This window comes from Klebsiella pasteurii, from assembly GCF_018139045.1.
GTDB lineage: Bacteria > Pseudomonadota > Gammaproteobacteria > Enterobacterales > Enterobacteriaceae > Klebsiella > Klebsiella grimontii.
This window is the reverse complement of the sequence record NZ_CP073236.1, coordinates 3414564-3433151: the sequence shown is the minus strand read 5'-3', so window position 1 is coordinate 3433151 and position 18588 is coordinate 3414564. Positions and strand designations below refer to the sequence as shown.

Below are 18588 nucleotides of genomic sequence, written 5' to 3'. Positions count from 1 at the left end.
GATAAGCCATGCCACGTTCTCTCAAGAAAGGTCCTTTTATTGACCTGCACTTGCTGAAGAAGGTAGAGAAAGCGGTGGAAAGCGGAGACAAGAAGCCCCTGCGCACTTGGTCCCGTCGTTCAACGATCTTTCCTAACATGATCGGTTTGACCATCGCTGTCCATAATGGTCGTCAGCACGTTCCAGTTTTTGTTTCCGACGAAATGGTTGGTCACAAACTGGGTGAATTCGCACCGACTCGTACTTATCGCGGCCACGCTGCTGATAAAAAAGCGAAGAAGAAATAAGGTAGGAGGAAGAGATGGAAACTTTAGCTCAACATCGCCATGCTCGTTCTTCTGCTCAGAAGGTTCGCCTTGTTGCTGACCTGATTCGCGGTAAGAAAGTGTCGCAGGCCCTGGATATTCTGACCTACACCAATAAGAAAGCTGCTGTACTGGTCAAGAAGGTACTGGAATCTGCCATTGCTAACGCTGAACACAACGATGGCGCTGACATTGATGATCTGAAAGTTGCGAAAATTTTCGTAGACGAAGGCCCGAGCATGAAGCGCATTATGCCGCGTGCTAAAGGTCGTGCAGATCGCATCCTGAAGCGCACCAGCCACATTACTGTGGTTGTGTCCGATCGCTGAGACTCTGGAGACTAGCAATGGGTCAGAAAGTACATCCTAATGGTATTCGCCTGGGTATTGTAAAACCATGGAACTCAACCTGGTTTGCGAACACCAAAGAATTCGCTGACAACCTGGACAGCGATTTTAAAGTACGTCAGTACCTGACTAAGGAACTGGCGAAAGCGTCTGTATCTCGTATCGTTATCGAGCGTCCGGCTAAAAGCATTCGTGTGACCATTCACACTGCTCGCCCGGGTATCGTTATCGGTAAGAAAGGCGAAGACGTAGAAAAACTGCGCAAGGTCGTCGCGGATCTCGCTGGCGTGCCTGCACAGATCAATATTGCCGAAGTTCGTAAGCCTGAACTGGACGCTAAATTGGTTGCTGACAGCATCACTTCTCAGCTGGAACGTCGCGTTATGTTCCGTCGTGCTATGAAGCGTGCTGTACAGAACGCAATGCGTCTGGGCGCTAAAGGTATCAAAGTTGAAGTTAGCGGCCGTCTGGGCGGCGCGGAAATCGCACGTACCGAATGGTACCGTGAAGGTCGCGTTCCGCTGCACACTCTGCGTGCTGACATCGACTACAACACCTCTGAAGCGCACACCACTTACGGTGTAATCGGCGTTAAGGTATGGATCTTCAAAGGTGAGATCCTGGGTGGTATGGCTGCTGTTGAACAACCGGAACCGGCTGCTCAACCTAAAAAGCAGCAGCGTAAAGGCCGTAAATAAGGAGCGTCGCTGATGTTACAACCAAAGCGTACAAAATTCCGTAAAGTGCACAAAGGCCGCAACCGTGGTCTGGCGCAGGGTACGGATGTTAGCTTCGGCACTTTCGGTCTGAAAGCTGTTGGCCGTGGTCGTCTGACTGCACGTCAGATCGAAGCAGCACGTCGTGCTATGACCCGTGCAGTTAAGCGTCAAGGTAAGATCTGGATCCGTGTATTCCCGGACAAACCGATCACCGAGAAGCCGCTGGAAGTTCGTATGGGTAAAGGTAAAGGTAACGTGGAGTACTGGGTTGCCTTGATTCAGCCGGGTAAAGTCCTTTATGAAATGGACGGCGTACCGGAAGAGCTGGCCCGTGAAGCATTCGGCCTGGCAGCAGCGAAACTGCCGATCAAAACCACCTTTGTAACTAAGACGGTGATGTAATGAAAGCAAAAGAGCTGCGTGAAAAAAGCGTTGAAGAGCTGAACGCTGAGCTGCTGAACCTGCTGCGTGAGCAGTTCAACCTGCGTATGCAGGCTGCAAGTGGCCAGCTGCAACAGACTCATCTGCTGAAGCAAGTGCGTCGTGATGTTGCACGCGTTAAGACTTTACTGACTCAGAAGGCGGGTGCGTAATGACCGATAAAATCCGTACTCTGCAAGGTCGCGTGGTTAGCGACAAAATGGAGAAATCCATTGTTGTTGCTATCGAACGTATGGTGAAACACCCGGTATACGGCAAATTCATCAAGCGTACGACCAAACTGCACGTACATGACGAGAACAACGAATGCGGTATCGGCGACGTGGTTGAAATCCGCGAATGCCGTCCGCTGTCCAAGACTAAGTCCTGGACGCTGGTTCGCGTTGTAGAGAAAGCGGTTCTGTAATACAGTACGCATTCTCGATACGGATAAACGGCTCAGCGATGAGCCGTTTATTTTTTCTACCCATATCTGATTTGCGGTGTTATAATGCCGCGCCCTCGATATGGGGCTTTTTTAACGACCCTATTTTTGGGTCTCAGTAGTAGTTGACATTAGCGGAGCACTAAAATGATCCAAGAACAGACTATGCTGAACGTCGCCGACAACTCCGGTGCACGTCGCGTAATGTGTATCAAGGTTCTGGGTGGCTCGCACCGTCGCTACGCAGGCGTAGGCGACATCATCAAGATCACCATCAAGGAAGCAATTCCGCGTGGTAAGGTCAAAAAAGGTGATGTGCTGAAGGCGGTAGTGGTGCGCACCAAGAAGGGTGTTCGTCGCCCGGACGGTTCTGTCATTCGCTTCGATGGTAATGCATGCGTTATTTTAAACAATAACAGCGAGCAGCCCATCGGTACGCGTATTTTTGGGCCGGTAACTCGTGAACTTCGTAACGAGAAGTTCATGAAAATTATCTCTCTGGCCCCAGAAGTACTCTAAGGAGCGAATCATGGCAGCGAAAATCCGTCGTGATGACGAAGTTATCGTGTTAACCGGTAAAGATAAAGGTAAACGCGGTAAAGTTAAGAATGTCTTGTCTTCCGGCAAGCTCATTGTTGAAGGTATCAACCTGGTTAAGAAACACCAGAAGCCGGTTCCGGCTCTGAACCAACCAGGCGGCATCGTTGAAAAAGAAGCTGCTATTCAGGTTTCTAACGTTGCGATCTTCAATGCGGCAACCGGCAAGGCTGACCGTGTAGGCTTTAGATTCGAAGACGGCAAAAAAGTCCGTTTCTTCAAGTCTAACAGCGAAACTATCAAGTAATTTGGAGTAGTACGATGGCGAAACTGCATGATTACTACAAAGACGAAGTAGTTAAAAAACTCATGACTGAGTTTAACTACAATTCTGTCATGCAAGTCCCTCGGGTCGAGAAGATCACCCTGAACATGGGTGTTGGTGAAGCGATCGCTGACAAGAAACTGCTGGATAACGCAGCAGCAGATCTGACAGCAATCTCCGGTCAAAAACCGCTGATCACCAAAGCACGCAAATCAGTTGCAGGCTTCAAAATCCGTCAGGGCTATCCGATCGGCTGTAAAGTAACTCTGCGTGGCGAACGCATGTGGGAGTTCTTTGAGCGCCTGATCACTATTGCTGTACCGCGTATCCGTGACTTCCGTGGCTTGTCCGCTAAGTCTTTCGACGGTCGTGGCAACTACAGCATGGGTGTCCGTGAGCAGATCATCTTCCCAGAAATCGACTACGATAAAGTCGACCGCGTTCGTGGTTTGGATATTACCATTACCACTACTGCGAAATCTGATGAAGAAGGCCGCGCTCTGCTGGCTGCCTTTGACTTCCCGTTCCGCAAGTAAGGTAGGGTTACTTAATGGCTAAGCAATCAATGAAAGCACGCGAAGTAAAGCGCGTGGCTTTAGCTGATAAATTCTTCGCTAAACGCGCTGAACTGAAAGCTATCATCTCTGATGTGAACGCAACCGACGAAGATCGTTGGAACGCTGTTCTCAAGCTGCAGACTCTGCCGCGTGATTCCAGCCCGTCTCGTCAGCGTAATCGCTGCCGTCAAACAGGTCGTCCGCATGGTTTCCTGCGGAAGTTCGGGTTGAGCCGTATCAAGGTCCGTGAAGCCGCAATGCGCGGTGAAATCCCGGGTCTGAAAAAGGCTAGCTGGTAATTGTCACCAATTGAATCACGGGAGTAAAGACAGATGAGCATGCAAGATCCGATCGCGGATATGCTGACCCGTATCCGTAACGGTCAGGCCGCGAATAAAGCTGCGGTCACCATGCCTTCCTCCAAGCTGAAAGTGGCAATTGCCAACGTGCTGAAGGAAGAAGGCTTTATTGAAGATTTTAAAGTTGAAGGCGACATCAAGCCGGAACTGGAACTGACTCTTAAGTATTTCCAGGGTAAAGCTGTTGTAGAAAGCATTCAGCGTGTCAGCCGCCCAGGTCTGCGCATCTACAAACGTAAAGATGAGCTGCCGAAAGTTATGGCGGGTCTGGGTATCGCGGTTATTTCTACCTCTAAAGGTGTTATGACCGATCGTGCAGCGCGCCAGGCTGGTCTTGGTGGCGAAATTATCTGCTACGTAGCCTAATCGGAGGAAAAAATGTCTCGTGTTGCTAAAGCACCGGTCGTTGTTCCTGCCGGCGTTGATGTAAAAATCAACGGTCAGGTTATTACGATCAAAGGTAAAAACGGCGAGCTGACTCGTACCCTCAACAATGCTGTTGAAGTTAAACATGCAGATAATGCTCTGACCTTCGGTCCGCGTGATGGTTTCGTGGATGGATGGGCTCAGGCTGGTACCGCGCGTGCCCTGCTGAACTCAATGGTTGTTGGTGTTACCGAAGGCTTCACTAAAAAGCTTCAGCTGGTTGGTGTAGGCTATCGTGCAGCGGTCAAAGGGGATGTAGTAAACCTGGCTTTAGGTTTCTCTCATCCTGTTGAGCATAAACTGCCGGCCGGTATCACTGCAGAATGTCCGACTCAAACTGAAATCGTGCTGAAAGGCGCTGATAAGCAGGTGATCGGTCAGGTTGCAGCAGATCTGCGCGCCTACCGTCGTCCTGAGCCTTATAAAGGCAAGGGTGTTCGTTACGCCGACGAAGTCGTGCGTACCAAAGAGGCTAAGAAGAAGTAAGGTAACACTATGGATAAGAAATCTGCTCGTATCCGTCGTGCGACCCGCGCACGCCGCAAGCTCCAGGAGCTGGGTGCAACTCGCCTGGTGGTACATCGTACCCCGCGTCATATTTACGCACAGGTAATTGCACCGAACGGTTCTGAAGTTCTGGTAGCTGCTTCTACTGTAGAAAAAGCTATCGCTGAACAACTGAAGTACACCGGTAACAAAGACGCGGCAGCAGCTGTGGGTAAAGCTGTTGCTGAACGCGCTCTGGAAAAAGGCATCAAAGATGTTTCCTTTGACCGTTCCGGGTTCCAATATCATGGTCGTGTCCAGGCACTGGCAGATGCTGCCCGTGAAGCTGGCCTTCAGTTCTAAGGTAGAGGTGTAAGATGGCTCACATCGAAAAACAAGCTGGCGAACTGCAGGAAAAGCTGATCGCGGTTAACCGCGTATCTAAAACCGTTAAAGGTGGTCGTATTTTCTCCTTCACAGCTCTGACTGTAGTTGGTGACGGTAACGGTCGCGTTGGTTTTGGTTACGGTAAAGCGCGTGAAGTTCCAGCAGCGATCCAGAAAGCGATGGAAAAAGCCCGTCGCAATATGATTAATGTCGCGCTGAACCACGGCACCCTGCAGCACCCGGTTAAAGGTGTTCACACGGGTTCTCGTGTATTCATGCAGCCAGCTTCCGAAGGTACCGGTATCATTGCCGGTGGTGCAATGCGCGCCGTTCTGGAAGTTGCTGGAGTTCATAACGTTCTGGCCAAAGCATATGGTTCCACCAACCCGATCAACGTGGTTCGTGCAACTATTGATGGCCTGGAAAATATGAATTCTCCAGAAATGGTCGCTGCCAAGCGTGGTAAATCCGTTGAAGAAATTCTGGGGAAATAAACCATGGCAAAGACTATTAAAATTACTCAAACCCGCAGTGCAATCGGTCGTTTGCCGAAACACAAGGCAACGCTGCTTGGCCTGGGTCTGCGTCGTATTGGTCACACCGTAGAGCGCGAGGATACTCCTGCTGTTCGTGGTATGGTCAACGCGGTTTCCTTCATGGTTAAAGTTGAGGAGTAAGAGATGCGTTTAAATACTCTGTCTCCGGCCGAAGGCTCCAAAAAGGCGGGTAAACGCCTGGGTCGTGGTATCGGTTCTGGCCTCGGTAAAACCGGTGGTCGTGGTCACAAAGGTCAGAACTCTCGTTCTGGCGGTGGCGTACGTCGCGGTTTCGAAGGTGGTCAGATGCCTCTGTACCGTCGTCTGCCGAAATTCGGCTTCACTTCTCGTAAAGCGATGATCACTGCAGAAGTTCGTCTGTCTGATCTGGCTCACGTAGAAGGCGATGTTATCGACCTGAACACGCTGAAAGCGGCTAACATTATCGGTATCCAGATCGAATTCGCGAAAGTGATCCTGTCTGGTGAGGTATCTCGTCCGGTAACTGTTCGTGGCCTGCGCGTGACTAAAGGTGCTCGTGCTGCTATCGAAGCTGCTGGCGGTAAAATTGAGGAATAAGTAGCAGATGGCTAAGCAACCGGGATTAGATTTTCAAAGTGCCAAAGGTGGGATTGGCGAACTGAAGCGCAGACTGTTGTTTGTAATCGGTGCGTTGATTGTGTTCCGTATTGGCTCTTTTATTCCGATCCCTGGTATTGATGCCGCTGTACTTGCCAAACTGCTTGAGCAACAGCGAGGCACCATCATTGAAATGTTCAACATGTTCTCTGGTGGTGCTCTCAGCCGTGCTTCTATCTTTGCGTTGGGTATCATGCCGTATATTTCGGCATCGATCATTGTCCAGCTGTTAACGGTTGTTTATCAGCCGTTAGCAGAGCTGAAGAAAGAAGGGGAGTCTGGTCGTCGTAAGATCAGCCAGTACACCCGCTACGGTACTCTGGTGCTGGCGATATTCCAGTCGATTGGTATTGCTACCGGTCTGCCGAATATGCCTGGTATGCAGGGCCTGGTGATTAATCCAGGCTTTGCATTCTATTTCACCGCTGTTGTTAGTCTGGTCTCAGGAACGATGTTCCTGATGTGGCTCGGTGAACAGATTACTGAACGCGGTATCGGAAACGGTATCTCGATCATTATCTTCGCCGGTATCGTTGCGGGTCTCCCGCCGGCCATCGCCCATACTATCGAGCAAGCGCGTCAAGGCGACCTGCACTTCCTCCTGTTGCTGTTGGTTGCAGTATTAGTATTTGCAGTGACTTTCTTTGTTGTCTTTGTTGAGCGTGGCCAACGCCGCATTGTGGTAAACTACGCTAAGCGTCAACAGGGTCGTCGTGTCTATGCTGCACAGAGCACACATTTACCGCTGAAAGTGAATATGGCAGGGGTAATCCCGGCAATCTTCGCTTCCAGTATTATTCTGTTCCCGGCAACCATTACATCATGGTTCGGGGGCGGTACTGGTTGGAACTGGCTGACAACAATTTCGCTGTATTTGCAGCCTGGGCAACCGCTTTATGTGTTACTCTATGCGTCTGCAATCATCTTCTTCTGTTTCTTCTATACGGCGTTGGTTTTCAACCCGCGTGAAACAGCAGATAACCTGAAGAAGTCCGGTGCATTTGTACCAGGAATTCGTCCGGGAGAGCAAACGGCGAAGTATATCGATAAAGTAATGACCCGCCTGACTTTAGTCGGTGCGTTATACATCACTTTTATCTGCCTGATCCCGGAGTTCATGCGTGATGCAATGAAAGTACCGTTCTACTTTGGTGGGACCTCACTGCTTATCGTTGTTGTCGTGATTATGGACTTTATGGCTCAAGTGCAAACTCTGATGATGTCGAGTCAGTACGAGTCTGCATTGAAGAAGGCGAACCTGAAAGGCTACGGCCGCTAACAGGTCGCTCGAGAAGTTACGGAGAGTAAAAATGAAAGTTCGTGCTTCCGTCAAGAAATTATGCCGTAACTGCAAAATCGTTAAGCGTGATGGCGTCATCCGCGTGATTTGCAGTGCCGAGCCGAAGCATAAACAGCGCCAAGGCTGATTTATTCGCATATTTTTCTTGCAAAGTTGGGTTGAGCTGGCTAGATTAGCCAGCCAATCTTTTGTATGTCTGTACGTTTCCATTTGAGTATCCTGAAAACGGGCTTTTCAGCATGGTGCGTACATATTAAATAGTAGGAGTGCATAGTGGCCCGTATAGCAGGCATTAACATTCCTGATCACAAACATACCGTAATCGCATTAACTGCCATTTTCGGTATCGGCAAGACCCGCTCTAAAGCCATCTGTGCTGACACGGGTATCGCTGAAAATGTTAAGATCAGTGAGCTGTCTGAAGAACAAATTGAATCCCTGCGTGAAGCGGTTGGTAAATTTGTCGTTGAAGGTGATCTGCGCCGTGAAATCACCCTGAGCATCAAGCGTCTGATGGACCTTGGTTGCTATCGTGGTTTACGCCATCGTCGTGGTCTTCCGGTTCGCGGTCAGCGTACTAAGACCAACGCACGTACCCGTAAGGGTCCGCGTAAACCGATCAAGAAATAGTCGGGGTGATTGAATAATGGCAAAGGCACCAGTTCGTGCACGTAAGCGTGTAAGAAAACAAGTCTCTGATGGCGTGGCTCATGTCCATGCTTCTTTTAACAACACCATCGTTACCATTACCGATCGTCAGGGTAACGCGCTGGGTTGGGCAACAGCCGGTGGTTCCGGTTTCCGTGGTTCTCGCAAATCCACTCCGTTCGCAGCTCAGGTTGCAGCAGAGCGTTGCGCTGAAGCCGTAAAAGAATACGGCATCAAGAATCTGGAAGTTATGGTCAAAGGTCCGGGTCCAGGTCGCGAATCTACTATTCGTGCACTGAACGCCGCTGGTTTCCGCATCACGAATATTACTGATGTGACTCCGATCCCTCATAACGGTTGTCGTCCGCCGAAAAAACGTCGCGTATAACGCGTTCGTTTCTAGGATTGTTGGAGAAAGAAAATGGCAAGATATTTGGGTCCTAAGCTCAAGCTGAGCCGTCGTGAGGGCACAGACCTGTTCCTTAAGTCTGGCGTTCGCGCGATCGATACCAAGTGTAAAATTGAACAAGCTCCTGGCCAGCACGGTGCGCGTAAACCGCGTCTGTCTGACTATGGTGTGCAGTTGCGTGAAAAGCAAAAAGTTCGCCGTATGTACGGTGTGCTGGAGCGTCAGTTCCGTAACTACTATAAAGAAGCAGCGCGTCTGAAAGGCAACACCGGTGAAAACCTGTTGACTCTGCTGGAAGGTCGTCTGGACAACGTTGTATACCGTATGGGCTTCGGCGCGACTCGTGCTGAATCACGTCAGCTGGTTAGCCACAAAGCTATCATGGTAAACGGTCGTGTTGTTAACATCGCTTCTTATCAGGTTAAAGCGAATGACGTTGTCAGCATTCGTGAGAAAGCGAAAAAGCAATCTCGCGTGAAAGCCGCTCTGGAGCTGGCTGAGCAGCGTGAAAAGCCAACCTGGCTGGAAGTTGATGCTGGCAAGATGGAAGGTACGTTCAAGCGTCAGCCGGAACGTTCTGATCTGTCTGCGGACATTAACGAACACCTGATCGTCGAGCTTTACTCCAAGTAAAGCTTAGTACCAAAGAGAGGACACAATGCAGGGTTCTGTGACAGAGTTTCTAAAACCGCGCCTGGTCGATATCGAGCAAGTGAGTTCGACGCACGCCAAGGTGACCCTTGAACCTTTAGAGCGTGGCTTTGGCCATACTCTGGGTAACGCACTGCGCCGTATTCTGCTCTCATCGATGCCGGGTTGCGCGGTGACCGAGGTTGAGATTGATGGTGTACTTCATGAGTACAGCACCAAAGAAGGCGTTCAGGAAGATATCCTTGAAATCCTGCTCAACCTGAAAGGGCTGGCGGTGAGAGTTCAGGGTAAAGATGAAGTTATCCTTACTTTGAACAAATCTGGCATTGGCCCTGTGACCGCAGCCGACATTACCCATGACGGTGATGTCGAAATCGTCAAGCCGCAACATGTGATCTGCCACCTGACCGATGAGAACGCTGCTATTAGCATGCGTATCAAAGTTCAGCGCGGTCGCGGTTATGTGCCGGCTTCTGCCCGAATTCATTCGGAAGAAGATGAGCGCCCAATCGGCCGTCTGCTGGTCGACGCATGCTACAGCCCGGTAGAGCGTATTGCCTACAATGTTGAAGCAGCGCGTGTAGAACAGCGTACCGACCTGGACAAGCTGGTCATCGAAATGGAAACCAACGGCACAATCGATCCTGAAGAGGCGATTCGTCGTGCGGCAACCATCCTGGCAGAACAACTGGAAGCTTTCGTTGATTTACGTGATGTACGTCAGCCGGAAGTGAAAGAAGAGAAACCAGAATTCGATCCGATCCTGCTGCGCCCTGTTGACGATCTCGAATTGACTGTCCGCTCTGCTAACTGCCTTAAGGCAGAAGCTATCCACTATATCGGTGATCTGGTACAGCGTACCGAGGTTGAGTTGCTGAAAACGCCGAACCTGGGTAAAAAATCTCTTACCGAGATTAAAGACGTGCTGGCTTCACGTGGTTTGTCTCTGGGCATGCGCCTGGAAAACTGGCCACCGGCAAGCATTGCTGACGAGTAACCGGATCACAGGTTAAGGTTTTACTGAGAAGGATAAGGTCATGCGCCATCGTAAGAGTGGTCGTCAACTGAACCGCAACAGCAGCCATCGCCAGGCTATGTTCCGTAACATGGCTGGTTCGCTGGTTCGTCATGAAATCATCAAGACGACCCTGCCGAAAGCGAAAGAACTGCGTCGCGTAGTTGAGCCGCTGATTACTCTTGCCAAGACTGATAGCGTTGCTAATCGTCGTCTGGCATTCGCCCGCACTCGTGATAACGAGATCGTGGCAAAACTGTTTAACGAGCTGGGCCCGCGTTTCGCGAGCCGCGCCGGTGGTTACACTCGTATTCTGAAGTGTGGCTTCCGTGCAGGCGACAACGCGCCGATGGCATACATCGAGCTGGTTGATCGCTCTGAATCGAAAGCAGAAGCTGCTGCAGAGTAATCTGTAGTAACGTAAAAAAACCCGCTCCGGCGGGTTTTTTTATATCCTCCCTATTCCTGCTTGTTTACAATATCTGCATTATTTATGTTCATCGCCGGAGCCTTATGATGTGGTTACTGGATCAGTGGGCAGAACGTCATATTCTTGATGCGCAGCGCAAAGGTGAGTTAGATAATCTTCCGGGAAGCGGGGAACCCCTGTCTCTGGATGACGACTCGCATGTGCCAGCTGAGCTACGCGCAGGTTATCGATTACTCAAAAATGCGGGTTGTTTACCTCCAGAACTTGAACATCGTAAAGAAGCGGTAATGCTCACTGACTTACTAAAAGGTGTACAGGAGAGCGATCCGCGCTATGCGGAGCTGAGCCGTCGTTTGGCGCTACTCGAATTAAAGCTGCGACAGGCGGGCCTGAACACTGACTTCCTGCGCGGAGATTACGCTGATAAGTTGCTACATAAAATTAAAGAGGAGTAATCATGTACCGTATTGGTGAACTGGCAAAATTGGCTGATGTTACTCCCGACACCATCCGCTACTACGAAAAGCAGCAGATGATGGATCACAATGTGCGTACGGAAGGTGGATTTCGCCTCTATACGGACAACGACTTACAGAGGCTGCGTTTTATCCGCTATGCCAGGCAGCTCGGTTTCACGCTGGAATCGATCCGCGAACTTCTTTCGATCCGCATCGATCCTGAACATCACACCTGCCAGGAATCTAAAGGTATTGTGCAGGCTCGTTTAAGCGAAGTGGAATCCCGGATTAAAGAGCTACAAACCATGCGTCGTTCTTTGCAGCGCCTCAATGATGCTTGCTGCGGAACAGCGCACAGCAGCGTCTATTGTTCAATTCTTGAAGCGCTTGAGCAGGGTGCCAGCAACCAAAATACAGCACGTTGATTTTTGCATCAGTCGCGTCTACACTCAGGCCGATTTCTTTTACTAATCTGGAGAGTTTATGAGCCGCTATCAGCATACTAAAGGGCAAATTAAAGATAACGCCATTGAGGCATTACTTCATGACCCATTATTCAGGCAGCGAGTTGAGAAGAACAAGAAAGGGAAAGGGAGCTACCAAAGAAAAGAAAAACATGCAGGACGGAATGGTCGGGAGGCCAGTGGCAAGAAAGTAAATAACTTTTTTACCACTGGCCTTCTGCTTTTGACGCTTCTTAAGAACGATTGTTTTGTTCTTTCAACAGGTCACGAATTTCGCTAAGCAGGACTTCTTCTTTGGTCGGGGCCGGTGGTGCTGCCGGTATCTCTTCTTTTTTTCTATTCAATTTATTCATCAGTTTGATTGCCATAAAAATGGCAAACGCCACGATAATAAAATCGAAGACGTTCTGGATGAATACGCCATAATGCATTACGACCGCTGGGATGTCTCCCTGGGCGTCTCGTAGCGTGACAGCAAACTGTTTAAAGTCGATTCCGCCAATGAGTAAACCTAGTGGCGGCATAATAATATCGGCAACTAACGACGATACGATTTTACCAAATGCTGCACCAATGATGACACCGACTGCCAAATCAACCACGTTCCCGCGCATCGCAAATTCGCGAAATTCTTTTAAAAAACTCATTTTATTCTCCTTGAGCCAGCTAACACAGATAAGTTTAACAAATGTATTCTTATTTTCCATTACTGGGGAATAATTGCAGAAAAATATTATCCTTTGATATATAAGGGATAAAAGAAAGGCGTCTTGTCGACGCCTAAGAGCTACAGGAAGAAAGGACTTGGCTGGAATAGTCTCTCGACATCAGAGATGAATTTTTTGTCCGTCAGGAACATAACGACATGATCCCCTTGCTCAATACGCAGATTATTATTCGCGATCATGACATCATTACCGCGTACTACTGCGCCAATAATTGTTCCGGGGGGGAGTTTAATCTCATCGATAGCGCGACCAACGACCCGCGAAGTGCTTTCATCTCCGTGCGCTACAGCTTCAATGGCCTCCGCGACACCGCGGCGCAGAGAGGAAACGCCAACAATATCGGCTTTACGCACATGGCTGAGCAGAGCAGAAATTGTTGCCTGCTGCGGTGATATTGCAATGTCGATCACGCTCCCCTGAACAAGATCAACATAGGCCCGGCGCTGGATCAGTACCATTACTTTTTTGGCGCCCATGCGTTTTGCGAGCATGGCAGACATAATGTTAGCTTCATCATCGTTGGTGACGGCAATAAAAAGATCGACTTGATCGATGTGTTCTTCCGCCAGCAATTCTTGATCTGATGCATCACCGTAAAAGACAATTGTATTTTGCAACTTTTCTGCGAGCTCTGCGGCGCGCTGTTGATTACGTTCAATAAGCTTGACGCTGTAATCTTTCTCCAGCTTATGGGCGAGCCCGGCCCCAATGTTTCCCCCGCCAACTAACATGATGCGCTTGTACGGTTTTTCAAGACGCTGAAGTTCGCTCATCACTGCACGAATATGCTGTGATGCTGCGATGAAAAACACCTCATCACCGGCTTCTACGATTGTTGATCCTTGTGGCCTGATAGGACGATCGTGGCGAAAAATAGCTGCTACGCGTGTATCAATATGCGGCATATGCTCGCGCATAGTTGAAAGCGCGTTTCCCACCAAAGGACCGCCATAATAAGCTTTAACGACAGCAAGGCTGACTTTGCCTTCAGCAAAATTGACAACCTGCAGCGCGCCTGGGTACTCGATCAGACGGTGAATACTGTCAATTACCAGCTGCTCTGGAGCGATGAGGTGGTCAATAGGAACCGCTTCTGAATGGAAAAGTTTATCAGCATCGCGTACATAATCCGGGGAACGGATGCGGGCAATACGATTTGGCGTATTAAACAGCGAATAGGCGACCTGACAGGCCACCATGTTCGTTTCATCTGAGCTGGTCACTGCAACCAGCATGTCGGCATCATCCGCACCGGCCTCACGCAGCACGCGAGGATGCGAGCCGTGGCCCTGAACCACTCTGAGATCAAATTTGTCCTGAAGACTGCGAAGGCGGTCGCCATTCGTGTCTACCAGCGTAATATCGTTGTTCTCTCCGACAAGGTTTTCTGCCAGAGTTCCGCCGACCTGCCCTGCGCCCAATATGATAATTTTCATCAGTCGCGACTCGTTATCTCATTACTTTTTGATTAGCTTAGCGTAAAAGAAGCCGTCACCTTGCTCGGCGCCAGGCAAATTTTGCTGGCCCGGTAAATCAGCGTCGCCGGTTTCGCTGAGAACCGCATCAGCTGTACGTTGCAGGAAGGCTTTTATTTGCTGGCTGTTCTCTTCTGGCAATACTGAACATGTCGCGTAAACCAGAGTGCCGCCGGATTTCAGGTGCGGCCATACGGCATCCAAAATTTCAGCCTGGAGCTGGGCCAGTTCCGCGATATCGCGATCCCGGCGCAGCCATTTAATATCTGGGTGACGGCGAATAACACCGGTGGCGGAGCAAGGGGCATCCAGCAGAATACGATCGAATTGTTGCTCGCCACACCATTGGGCTGGATAACGGCCATCGCCTTGCTTGACGGTTGCCTTCATGCCCAGACGCTTCAGGTTGTCGTAGACGCGGGAGAGTCGCTGCTCATCAACGTCGACAGCCAGAACTTGTGCTTCGGGCGCCGCTTCGAGAATATGGGTGGTTTTACCACCCGGGGCAGCGCACAGATCCAGAATTTGCTCGTCGTTTTGCGGATCAAGGAATGTCATGCAGCCCTGAGCAGAGGCATCCTGCACGGTCACCCAACCTGCCTCAAACCCGGGTAATGCGTGGACCGGTACCGGTGTTTCCAGGCGCACGGCGTCAGGGTAAGCGGGATGAGTAAAGCCTTTCATTCCCGCCGCCTCCAGTAATTCCAGCCAGCTGTCGCGCGAATGGTGGACGCGGTTTACGCGCAACCACATCGGCGGGCGCTGGTTGTTCGCTTCTACAATAGATTCCCACTGTGCTGGATAGGCTTTCTGCAGACGTTTCAATAACCAGGAAGGATGTAAAAAGCGGATCTCGCTACGAGAAAATTCAGCTAACAGCTCTTCCTGCTGACGCTGAAACTGGCGCAAGACACCATTTATCAACCCTTTGAGCTGTGGACGCTTAATAGCAACGGCGCCTTCAACGGTTTCCGCCAAGGCTGCATGAGGCGGGATGCGTGTGTATAACAGTTGATAAAAGCCCACCATAATCAGATAGTGCACAACGCGCTGCTTACCCGTCATCGGTCGGGACATGAGCTTGCCTATCAGCCAATCTAACTGTGAAAGTGTACGTAGCACGCCAAAGCATAGCTCCTGAAGCAGCGCTTTATCTTTATCCGAGACTTTTTGTTGCAGCGGGGGCAGAACGTTGCTTAAGGATTGCCCTCGTTCGAGAACCTGTTCAACGGCCTGTGCTGCCAGACTGCGTAAATTGAGTTGTTTTTTCATAAGTACAAAAATAAAAATGCCCGGTAACACCGGGCGTATTAAGAAGGGAGCGTCAGACCAGACGGCTGCCAGGTACAAACCATTCCCGGCGCGAGTTTAATAGATCCTGAGCACTCATGGCTTTTTTCCCGGCCGGCTGTAGCGACAGTAAATTCAGGACCCCGTCCCCGGTCGCGACCTGAATTCCCCGTTTGGTCGCTTCAAGAATGGTTCCTGGCTCGGCGGTTGTGGCCACATTGATAACCGACGCCTGCCAGACTTTTACCGGTTGGCCATCAATTTCTATCCAGCTCATTGGCCACGGGTTAAAGGCGCGAATGCAGCGTTCTAACTGAGCAGCGGAAAGAGACCAGTTGATATGCGCTTCTTCTTTGCTGAGTTTTTGCGCATGGGTAACCAGCGCTTCATCCTGTACAACCGGTTTTGCGGTACCTGTGGCAAGCTGCTTAAGGGTTTCGATAAGCCCCTGAGGGCCAAGGTTAGCCAGCTTGTCGTACAGCGTCCCGCTGGTGTCTTCTGCGGTGATCGGGCACGCAAGCTTATACAGCATATCACCCGTATCGAGACCAACATCCATCTGCATGATGGTTACACCCGTCTCGGCATCGCCAGCCCACAGCGAACGTTGAATCGGGGCCGCACCGCGCCAGCGCGGAAGCAGCGAGCCGTGAACGTTAATGCAGCCCAGGCGTGGAATATCAAGTACGGCTTTTGGCAGAAGGAGGCCATAGGCCACGACGACCATAACATCTGCGCGCAGGTCAGAGACGAGTTGTTGGTTTTCCTGCGGACGTAACGAAACTGGCTGGAATACCGATATGCCTTTCTCTTCCGCCAGAACTTTTACCGGGCTGGGCATGAGTTTTTTACCGCGACCAGCCGGACGGTCCGGTTGGGTGAACACGCCAACAACGTTATGTCCAGAGGAGAGCAGCGCGTCGAGATGACGCGCTGCAAAGTCAGGTGTGCCCGCAAAAATAATACGTAGTGAATCTGACACGTTAATTCTCGTCCTTAAGCTCGGGCATTCAGGCGATCAAGTTTCTCAACTTTCTGACGAATGCGTTGTTGCTTGAGCGGCGACAGGTAGTCGATGAACAGCTTACCGACGAGGTGATCCATCTCATGCTGAATACAGATTGCCAGCAGACCGTCAGCTTCAAGCTCATAAGGTTTACCGTCGCGATCGAGCGCGCGGATTTTCACCTTTTCTGCACGCGGTACTAAAGCACGCTGTTCAGGAATAGAGAGGCAACCCTCTTCAATGCCTGTTTCTCCGCTCTTTTCCAGCAGCTCAGGGTTAATTAATACCAGCTGCTCTTCACGATTTTCTGATACGTCAATAACGATAATGCGCTGATGAATATCTACCTGCGTTGCGGCCAGACCGATACCTTCTTCAGCGTACATCGTCTCAAACATATCATCGACGATACGCTGAATTTCTGCATTTACTTCTTCTACCGGTTTTGCGACTTTGCGAAGGCGCTCGTCCGGAATATGTAACACTTGCAAAACTGACATAGTTATCCAGAGTTGTGTTCAGGAGTTGGAAAGATTATTACCTCTATTCTAGACAAAACCCCCTGCAATTGACAGTCTCACTGACCAATCGCAAAGATTGTTAAAGTCGCTTGTGGCAGGGGAACAGGGATGACGCCGAGGGAAATTTGGTTACGTTTGATGAGAGTGAGCAGCCTGTATGGCGAAGGTGCTATCAGTGCTGCACGCCAGCTATGTTCATCTCCGACGCTAGAGCGAGAAGAGTTGCGTGCCCGTGGTTTGAATCTGGCGCAATCGAAGCATTTCCTCGGCGTTAACCAATGCGAAATCGATGCCACGCTACAATGGCTGGAGCAACCCAATTGCTATTTACTGACTGCCGAAGATCCGCTTTTCCCACCTCAATTGCGGGCGATTGTCGACTTTCCATGCGCCCTTTTAGTATGTGGAGATCCTGCGCTACTCAGTAGCCGGCAGCTGTCCGTCATTGGGAGTCGGTCACACTCTTGGTATGGCGCTCGTTGGGGAAAACTATTTAGCGAAGCTTTAGCGCGGTATGACATTACGATCACGAGCGGTCTGGCCCTTGGCATTGATGGTATTGCTCATCGTGGTGCGCTGGAAGGGAAAGGTAAAACGGTGGCTGTTTTAGGGAATGGCTTAGGAGAGATCTATCCTCGTCGCCATCAGGCGTTAGCGGAGCAGATAATTAACGGTGGCGGAGCCGTCATTTCTGAGTTTCCGCTGTTCACTCCGCCCCTTCCGGGCAATTTTCCCCGCCGTAACCGGATTATCAGTGGCCTAAGCGCCGGTGTGTTGGTTATTGAAGCTGCGCTGAAAAGTGGCTCATTAGTGACGGTTCGTTATGCGCTGGAGCAGGGAAGGGATGTCTTTGCTCTGCCAGGGCCGATTGGCAGCCCGGGTTCAGAAGGCCCTCATTGGCTTATCAAGCAGGGCGCGATTCCCGTAACAGCCCCTGAAGATATCGTCGAATACTGGCGAGATGAGCTACCGAATATTCTTCCCGAGCCAAATGACGTAAATAATTGCGGTGATCGGCCTTCTGTAGCATTGCCATTTCCAGAGCTCCTGGCTAACGTAGGAGATGAGGTAACACCTGTTGACGTTGTCGCTGAACGTGCCGGCCAATCTGTGCCAGTAACCGTAGCCCAGCTACTAGAACTGGAGTTAGCAGGCTGGATCGCAGCTGTACCCGGCGGCTATGTCCGATTAAGGAGGGCAAGCCATGTTCGACGTACTGATGTATCTGTTTGAAACTTACATCCATAACGAAGCAGAAATGCGCGTGGATCAGGACAAGCTAACTCGGGATCTGACCGATGCCGGTTTTGAACGAGAAGATATCTATAACGCCCTAATGTGGCTCGAAAAACTGGCTGATTACCAGGAGGGGCTTGTTGCACCTATGCAGCTAGCTTCTGACCCACTCTCGTTACGAGTATATACTGACGAGGAGTGTCAGCGTCTTGACGCGAGTTGCCGGGGATTCTTACTGTTCCTTGAGCAAATTCAGGTGTTGAACCTCGAAACACGGGAAATGGTGATAGAGCGCGTGCTGGCGCTGGATACGGCAGAATTCGATCTGGAGGATCTCAAATGGGTGATTCTGATGGTGCTGTTCAATATTCCCGGTTGCGAAAATGCCTACCAGCAAATGGAAGAATTACTCTTTGAAGTAAATGAAGGTATGCTGCACTAACTTTTTTGCTGCGACATTAGAATTGTT

Annotated in this window: 33 protein-coding genes; 28 read left to right on the top strand and 5 right to left on the bottom strand. The window is 50.4% G+C overall.

Annotated features, from left to right (window positions below):
* The first annotated feature begins 8 nt into the window (after positions 1-8).
* The 26 genes from rpsS to KCG39_RS16090 all read left to right on the top strand — a co-directional run bounded on the left by rpsS (position 9) and on the right by KCG39_RS16090 (position 12143).
* A complete protein-coding gene (rpsS, locus tag KCG39_RS16215; RefSeq protein ID WP_001138115.1) occupies positions 9-287 on the top strand; it encodes a 30S ribosomal protein S19 in 279 nt (92 codons plus the stop codon).
* 14 nt (positions 288-301) lie between these two features.
* Positions 302-634, top strand: a complete 333-nt coding sequence (rplV, locus tag KCG39_RS16210; protein WP_002919773.1) for a 50S ribosomal protein L22 — start codon at positions 302-304, stop codon at positions 632-634.
* Between the two features lie 17 nt (positions 635-651).
* A complete protein-coding gene (gene rpsC / locus KCG39_RS16205; RefSeq protein ID WP_004106350.1) occupies positions 652-1350 on the top strand; it encodes a 30S ribosomal protein S3 in 699 nt (232 codons plus the stop codon).
* Positions 1351-1362: 12 nt separating this feature from the next.
* Positions 1363-1773, top strand: coding sequence for a 50S ribosomal protein L16 (gene rplP, locus KCG39_RS16200; RefSeq protein ID WP_002919759.1), 411 nt, complete (start codon positions 1363-1365; stop codon positions 1771-1773).
* Positions 1773-1964: a 50S ribosomal protein L29 gene (gene rpmC / locus KCG39_RS16195; protein ID WP_002919754.1), complete on the top strand. Its 192-nt coding sequence runs from the start codon at positions 1773-1775 to the stop codon at positions 1962-1964. The genes rplP and rpmC overlap by 1 nt, the downstream gene beginning before the upstream one ends.
* On the top strand, positions 1964-2218 hold the full coding sequence (gene rpsQ / locus KCG39_RS16190) for a 30S ribosomal protein S17 (RefSeq protein WP_004106347.1): 255 nt from the start codon (positions 1964-1966) through the stop codon (positions 2216-2218). The genes rpmC and rpsQ overlap by 1 nt, the downstream gene beginning before the upstream one ends.
* Before the next feature lie 165 nt (positions 2219-2383).
* A complete protein-coding gene (gene rplN, locus KCG39_RS16185) occupies positions 2384-2755 on the top strand; it encodes a 50S ribosomal protein L14 (RefSeq protein WP_000613954.1) in 372 nt (123 codons plus the stop codon).
* Between the two features lie 10 nt (positions 2756-2765).
* Positions 2766-3080, top strand: coding sequence for a 50S ribosomal protein L24 (rplX, locus tag KCG39_RS16180; RefSeq protein WP_004106345.1), 315 nt, complete (start codon positions 2766-2768; stop codon positions 3078-3080).
* A 14-nt stretch (positions 3081-3094) separates the two neighbouring features.
* Positions 3095-3634: a 50S ribosomal protein L5 gene (rplE, locus tag KCG39_RS16175; protein WP_001096202.1), complete on the top strand. Its 540-nt coding sequence runs from the start codon at positions 3095-3097 to the stop codon at positions 3632-3634.
* 14 nt (positions 3635-3648) lie between these two features.
* Positions 3649-3954, top strand: a complete 306-nt coding sequence (gene rpsN, locus KCG39_RS16170; RefSeq protein ID WP_002919667.1) for a 30S ribosomal protein S14 — start codon at positions 3649-3651, stop codon at positions 3952-3954.
* A 33-nt stretch (positions 3955-3987) separates the two neighbouring features.
* A complete protein-coding gene (gene rpsH / locus KCG39_RS16165) occupies positions 3988-4380 on the top strand; it encodes a 30S ribosomal protein S8 (RefSeq protein ID WP_004106343.1) in 393 nt (130 codons plus the stop codon).
* Positions 4381-4392: 12 nt separating this feature from the next.
* Entirely contained in the window at positions 4393-4926 is a 534-nt protein-coding gene (rplF, locus tag KCG39_RS16160; protein ID WP_004106341.1) for a 50S ribosomal protein L6, read from the top strand.
* 9 nt (positions 4927-4935) lie between these two features.
* Positions 4936-5289, top strand: a complete 354-nt coding sequence (gene rplR / locus KCG39_RS16155; protein ID WP_000358960.1) for a 50S ribosomal protein L18 — start codon at positions 4936-4938, stop codon at positions 5287-5289.
* 14 nt (positions 5290-5303) lie between these two features.
* On the top strand, positions 5304-5807 hold the full coding sequence (gene rpsE, locus KCG39_RS16150; protein WP_004106339.1) for a 30S ribosomal protein S5: 504 nt from the start codon (positions 5304-5306) through the stop codon (positions 5805-5807).
* Positions 5808-5810: 3 nt separating this feature from the next.
* Complete coding sequence (gene rpmD, locus KCG39_RS16145) at positions 5811-5990, top strand: 50S ribosomal protein L30 (RefSeq protein WP_001140434.1); 180 nt, start codon at positions 5811-5813, stop codon at positions 5988-5990.
* Positions 5991-5993: 3 nt separating this feature from the next.
* Positions 5994-6428 carry a 50S ribosomal protein L15 gene (gene rplO / locus KCG39_RS16140; protein WP_004106336.1) on the top strand — a complete coding sequence of 145 codons (435 nt, stop codon included), beginning with the start codon at positions 5994-5996 and terminating at the stop codon, positions 6426-6428.
* 7 nt (positions 6429-6435) lie between these two features.
* Positions 6436-7767 carry a preprotein translocase subunit SecY gene (gene secY / locus KCG39_RS16135; RefSeq protein ID WP_004106334.1) on the top strand — a complete coding sequence of 444 codons (1332 nt, stop codon included), beginning with the start codon at positions 6436-6438 and terminating at the stop codon, positions 7765-7767.
* A gap of 31 nt (positions 7768-7798) precedes the next feature.
* The gene (gene rpmJ / locus KCG39_RS16130) at positions 7799-7915 is read left to right on the top strand and encodes a 50S ribosomal protein L36 (protein WP_000868187.1); all 117 of its coding nucleotides are present in this window, start codon (positions 7799-7801) and stop codon (positions 7913-7915) included.
* A gap of 146 nt (positions 7916-8061) precedes the next feature.
* Positions 8062-8418 carry a 30S ribosomal protein S13 gene (rpsM, locus tag KCG39_RS16125; RefSeq protein ID WP_004106333.1) on the top strand — a complete coding sequence of 119 codons (357 nt, stop codon included), beginning with the start codon at positions 8062-8064 and terminating at the stop codon, positions 8416-8418.
* Positions 8419-8434: 16 nt separating this feature from the next.
* Positions 8435-8824: a 30S ribosomal protein S11 gene (rpsK, locus tag KCG39_RS16120; RefSeq protein ID WP_004138423.1), complete on the top strand. Its 390-nt coding sequence runs from the start codon at positions 8435-8437 to the stop codon at positions 8822-8824.
* 33 nt (positions 8825-8857) lie between these two features.
* The gene (gene rpsD / locus KCG39_RS16115; RefSeq protein ID WP_004125897.1) at positions 8858-9478 is read left to right on the top strand and encodes a 30S ribosomal protein S4; all 621 of its coding nucleotides are present in this window, start codon (positions 8858-8860) and stop codon (positions 9476-9478) included.
* 25 nt (positions 9479-9503) lie between these two features.
* A complete protein-coding gene (locus KCG39_RS16110) occupies positions 9504-10493 on the top strand; it encodes a DNA-directed RNA polymerase subunit alpha (RefSeq protein WP_002919219.1) in 990 nt (329 codons plus the stop codon).
* A gap of 40 nt (positions 10494-10533) precedes the next feature.
* Positions 10534-10920, top strand: coding sequence for a 50S ribosomal protein L17 (gene rplQ, locus KCG39_RS16105; RefSeq protein ID WP_001216372.1), 387 nt, complete (start codon positions 10534-10536; stop codon positions 10918-10920).
* 107 nt (positions 10921-11027) lie between these two features.
* Complete coding sequence (locus KCG39_RS16100) at positions 11028-11396, top strand: DnaJ family domain-containing protein (RefSeq protein WP_004125895.1); 369 nt, start codon at positions 11028-11030, stop codon at positions 11394-11396.
* Between the two features lie 2 nt (positions 11397-11398).
* Entirely contained in the window at positions 11399-11824 is a 426-nt protein-coding gene (gene zntR, locus KCG39_RS16095; RefSeq protein ID WP_004125893.1) for a Zn(2+)-responsive transcriptional regulator, read from the top strand.
* 58 nt (positions 11825-11882) lie between these two features.
* Positions 11883-12143: an alternative ribosome-rescue factor A gene (locus tag KCG39_RS16090; protein ID WP_004125891.1), complete on the top strand. Its 261-nt coding sequence runs from the start codon at positions 11883-11885 to the stop codon at positions 12141-12143.
* Here the strand turns inward: KCG39_RS16090 and mscL are convergent.
* From mscL to def, 5 genes are all read right to left on the bottom strand, one after another.
* Positions 12097-12510: a large-conductance mechanosensitive channel protein MscL gene (gene mscL / locus KCG39_RS16085; RefSeq protein ID WP_004125889.1), complete on the bottom strand. Its 414-nt coding sequence runs from the start codon at positions 12508-12510 to the stop codon at positions 12097-12099. The two genes, KCG39_RS16090 and mscL, sit on opposite strands and share 47 nt — an antisense overlap.
* A gap of 140 nt (positions 12511-12650) precedes the next feature.
* Positions 12651-14027: a Trk system potassium transporter TrkA gene (gene trkA, locus KCG39_RS16080; RefSeq protein ID WP_004125888.1), complete on the bottom strand. Its 1377-nt coding sequence runs from the start codon at positions 14025-14027 to the stop codon at positions 12651-12653.
* A gap of 21 nt (positions 14028-14048) precedes the next feature.
* On the bottom strand, positions 14049-15338 hold the full coding sequence (gene rsmB, locus KCG39_RS16075; protein WP_142467990.1) for a 16S rRNA (cytosine(967)-C(5))-methyltransferase RsmB: 1290 nt from the start codon (positions 15336-15338) through the stop codon (positions 14049-14051).
* A gap of 52 nt (positions 15339-15390) precedes the next feature.
* A complete protein-coding gene (gene fmt, locus KCG39_RS16070) occupies positions 15391-16338 on the bottom strand; it encodes a methionyl-tRNA formyltransferase (protein ID WP_142467988.1) in 948 nt (315 codons plus the stop codon).
* A 14-nt stretch (positions 16339-16352) separates the two neighbouring features.
* On the bottom strand, positions 16353-16862 hold the full coding sequence (def, locus tag KCG39_RS16065; RefSeq protein ID WP_049113989.1) for a peptide deformylase: 510 nt from the start codon (positions 16860-16862) through the stop codon (positions 16353-16355).
* A gap of 129 nt (positions 16863-16991) precedes the next feature.
* On the opposite strand from def, the gene dprA reads away from it, so the two are divergent.
* Complete coding sequence (gene dprA / locus KCG39_RS16060; protein WP_004125875.1) at positions 16992-18116, top strand: DNA-protecting protein DprA; 1125 nt, start codon at positions 16992-16994, stop codon at positions 18114-18116.
* A complete protein-coding gene (gene smg, locus KCG39_RS16055; RefSeq protein WP_004125874.1) occupies positions 18088-18561 on the top strand; it encodes a DUF494 family protein Smg in 474 nt (157 codons plus the stop codon). Before dprA ends, smg begins: the two co-directional genes overlap by 29 nt.
* The last annotated feature ends 27 nt before the right edge of the window (positions 18562-18588 follow it).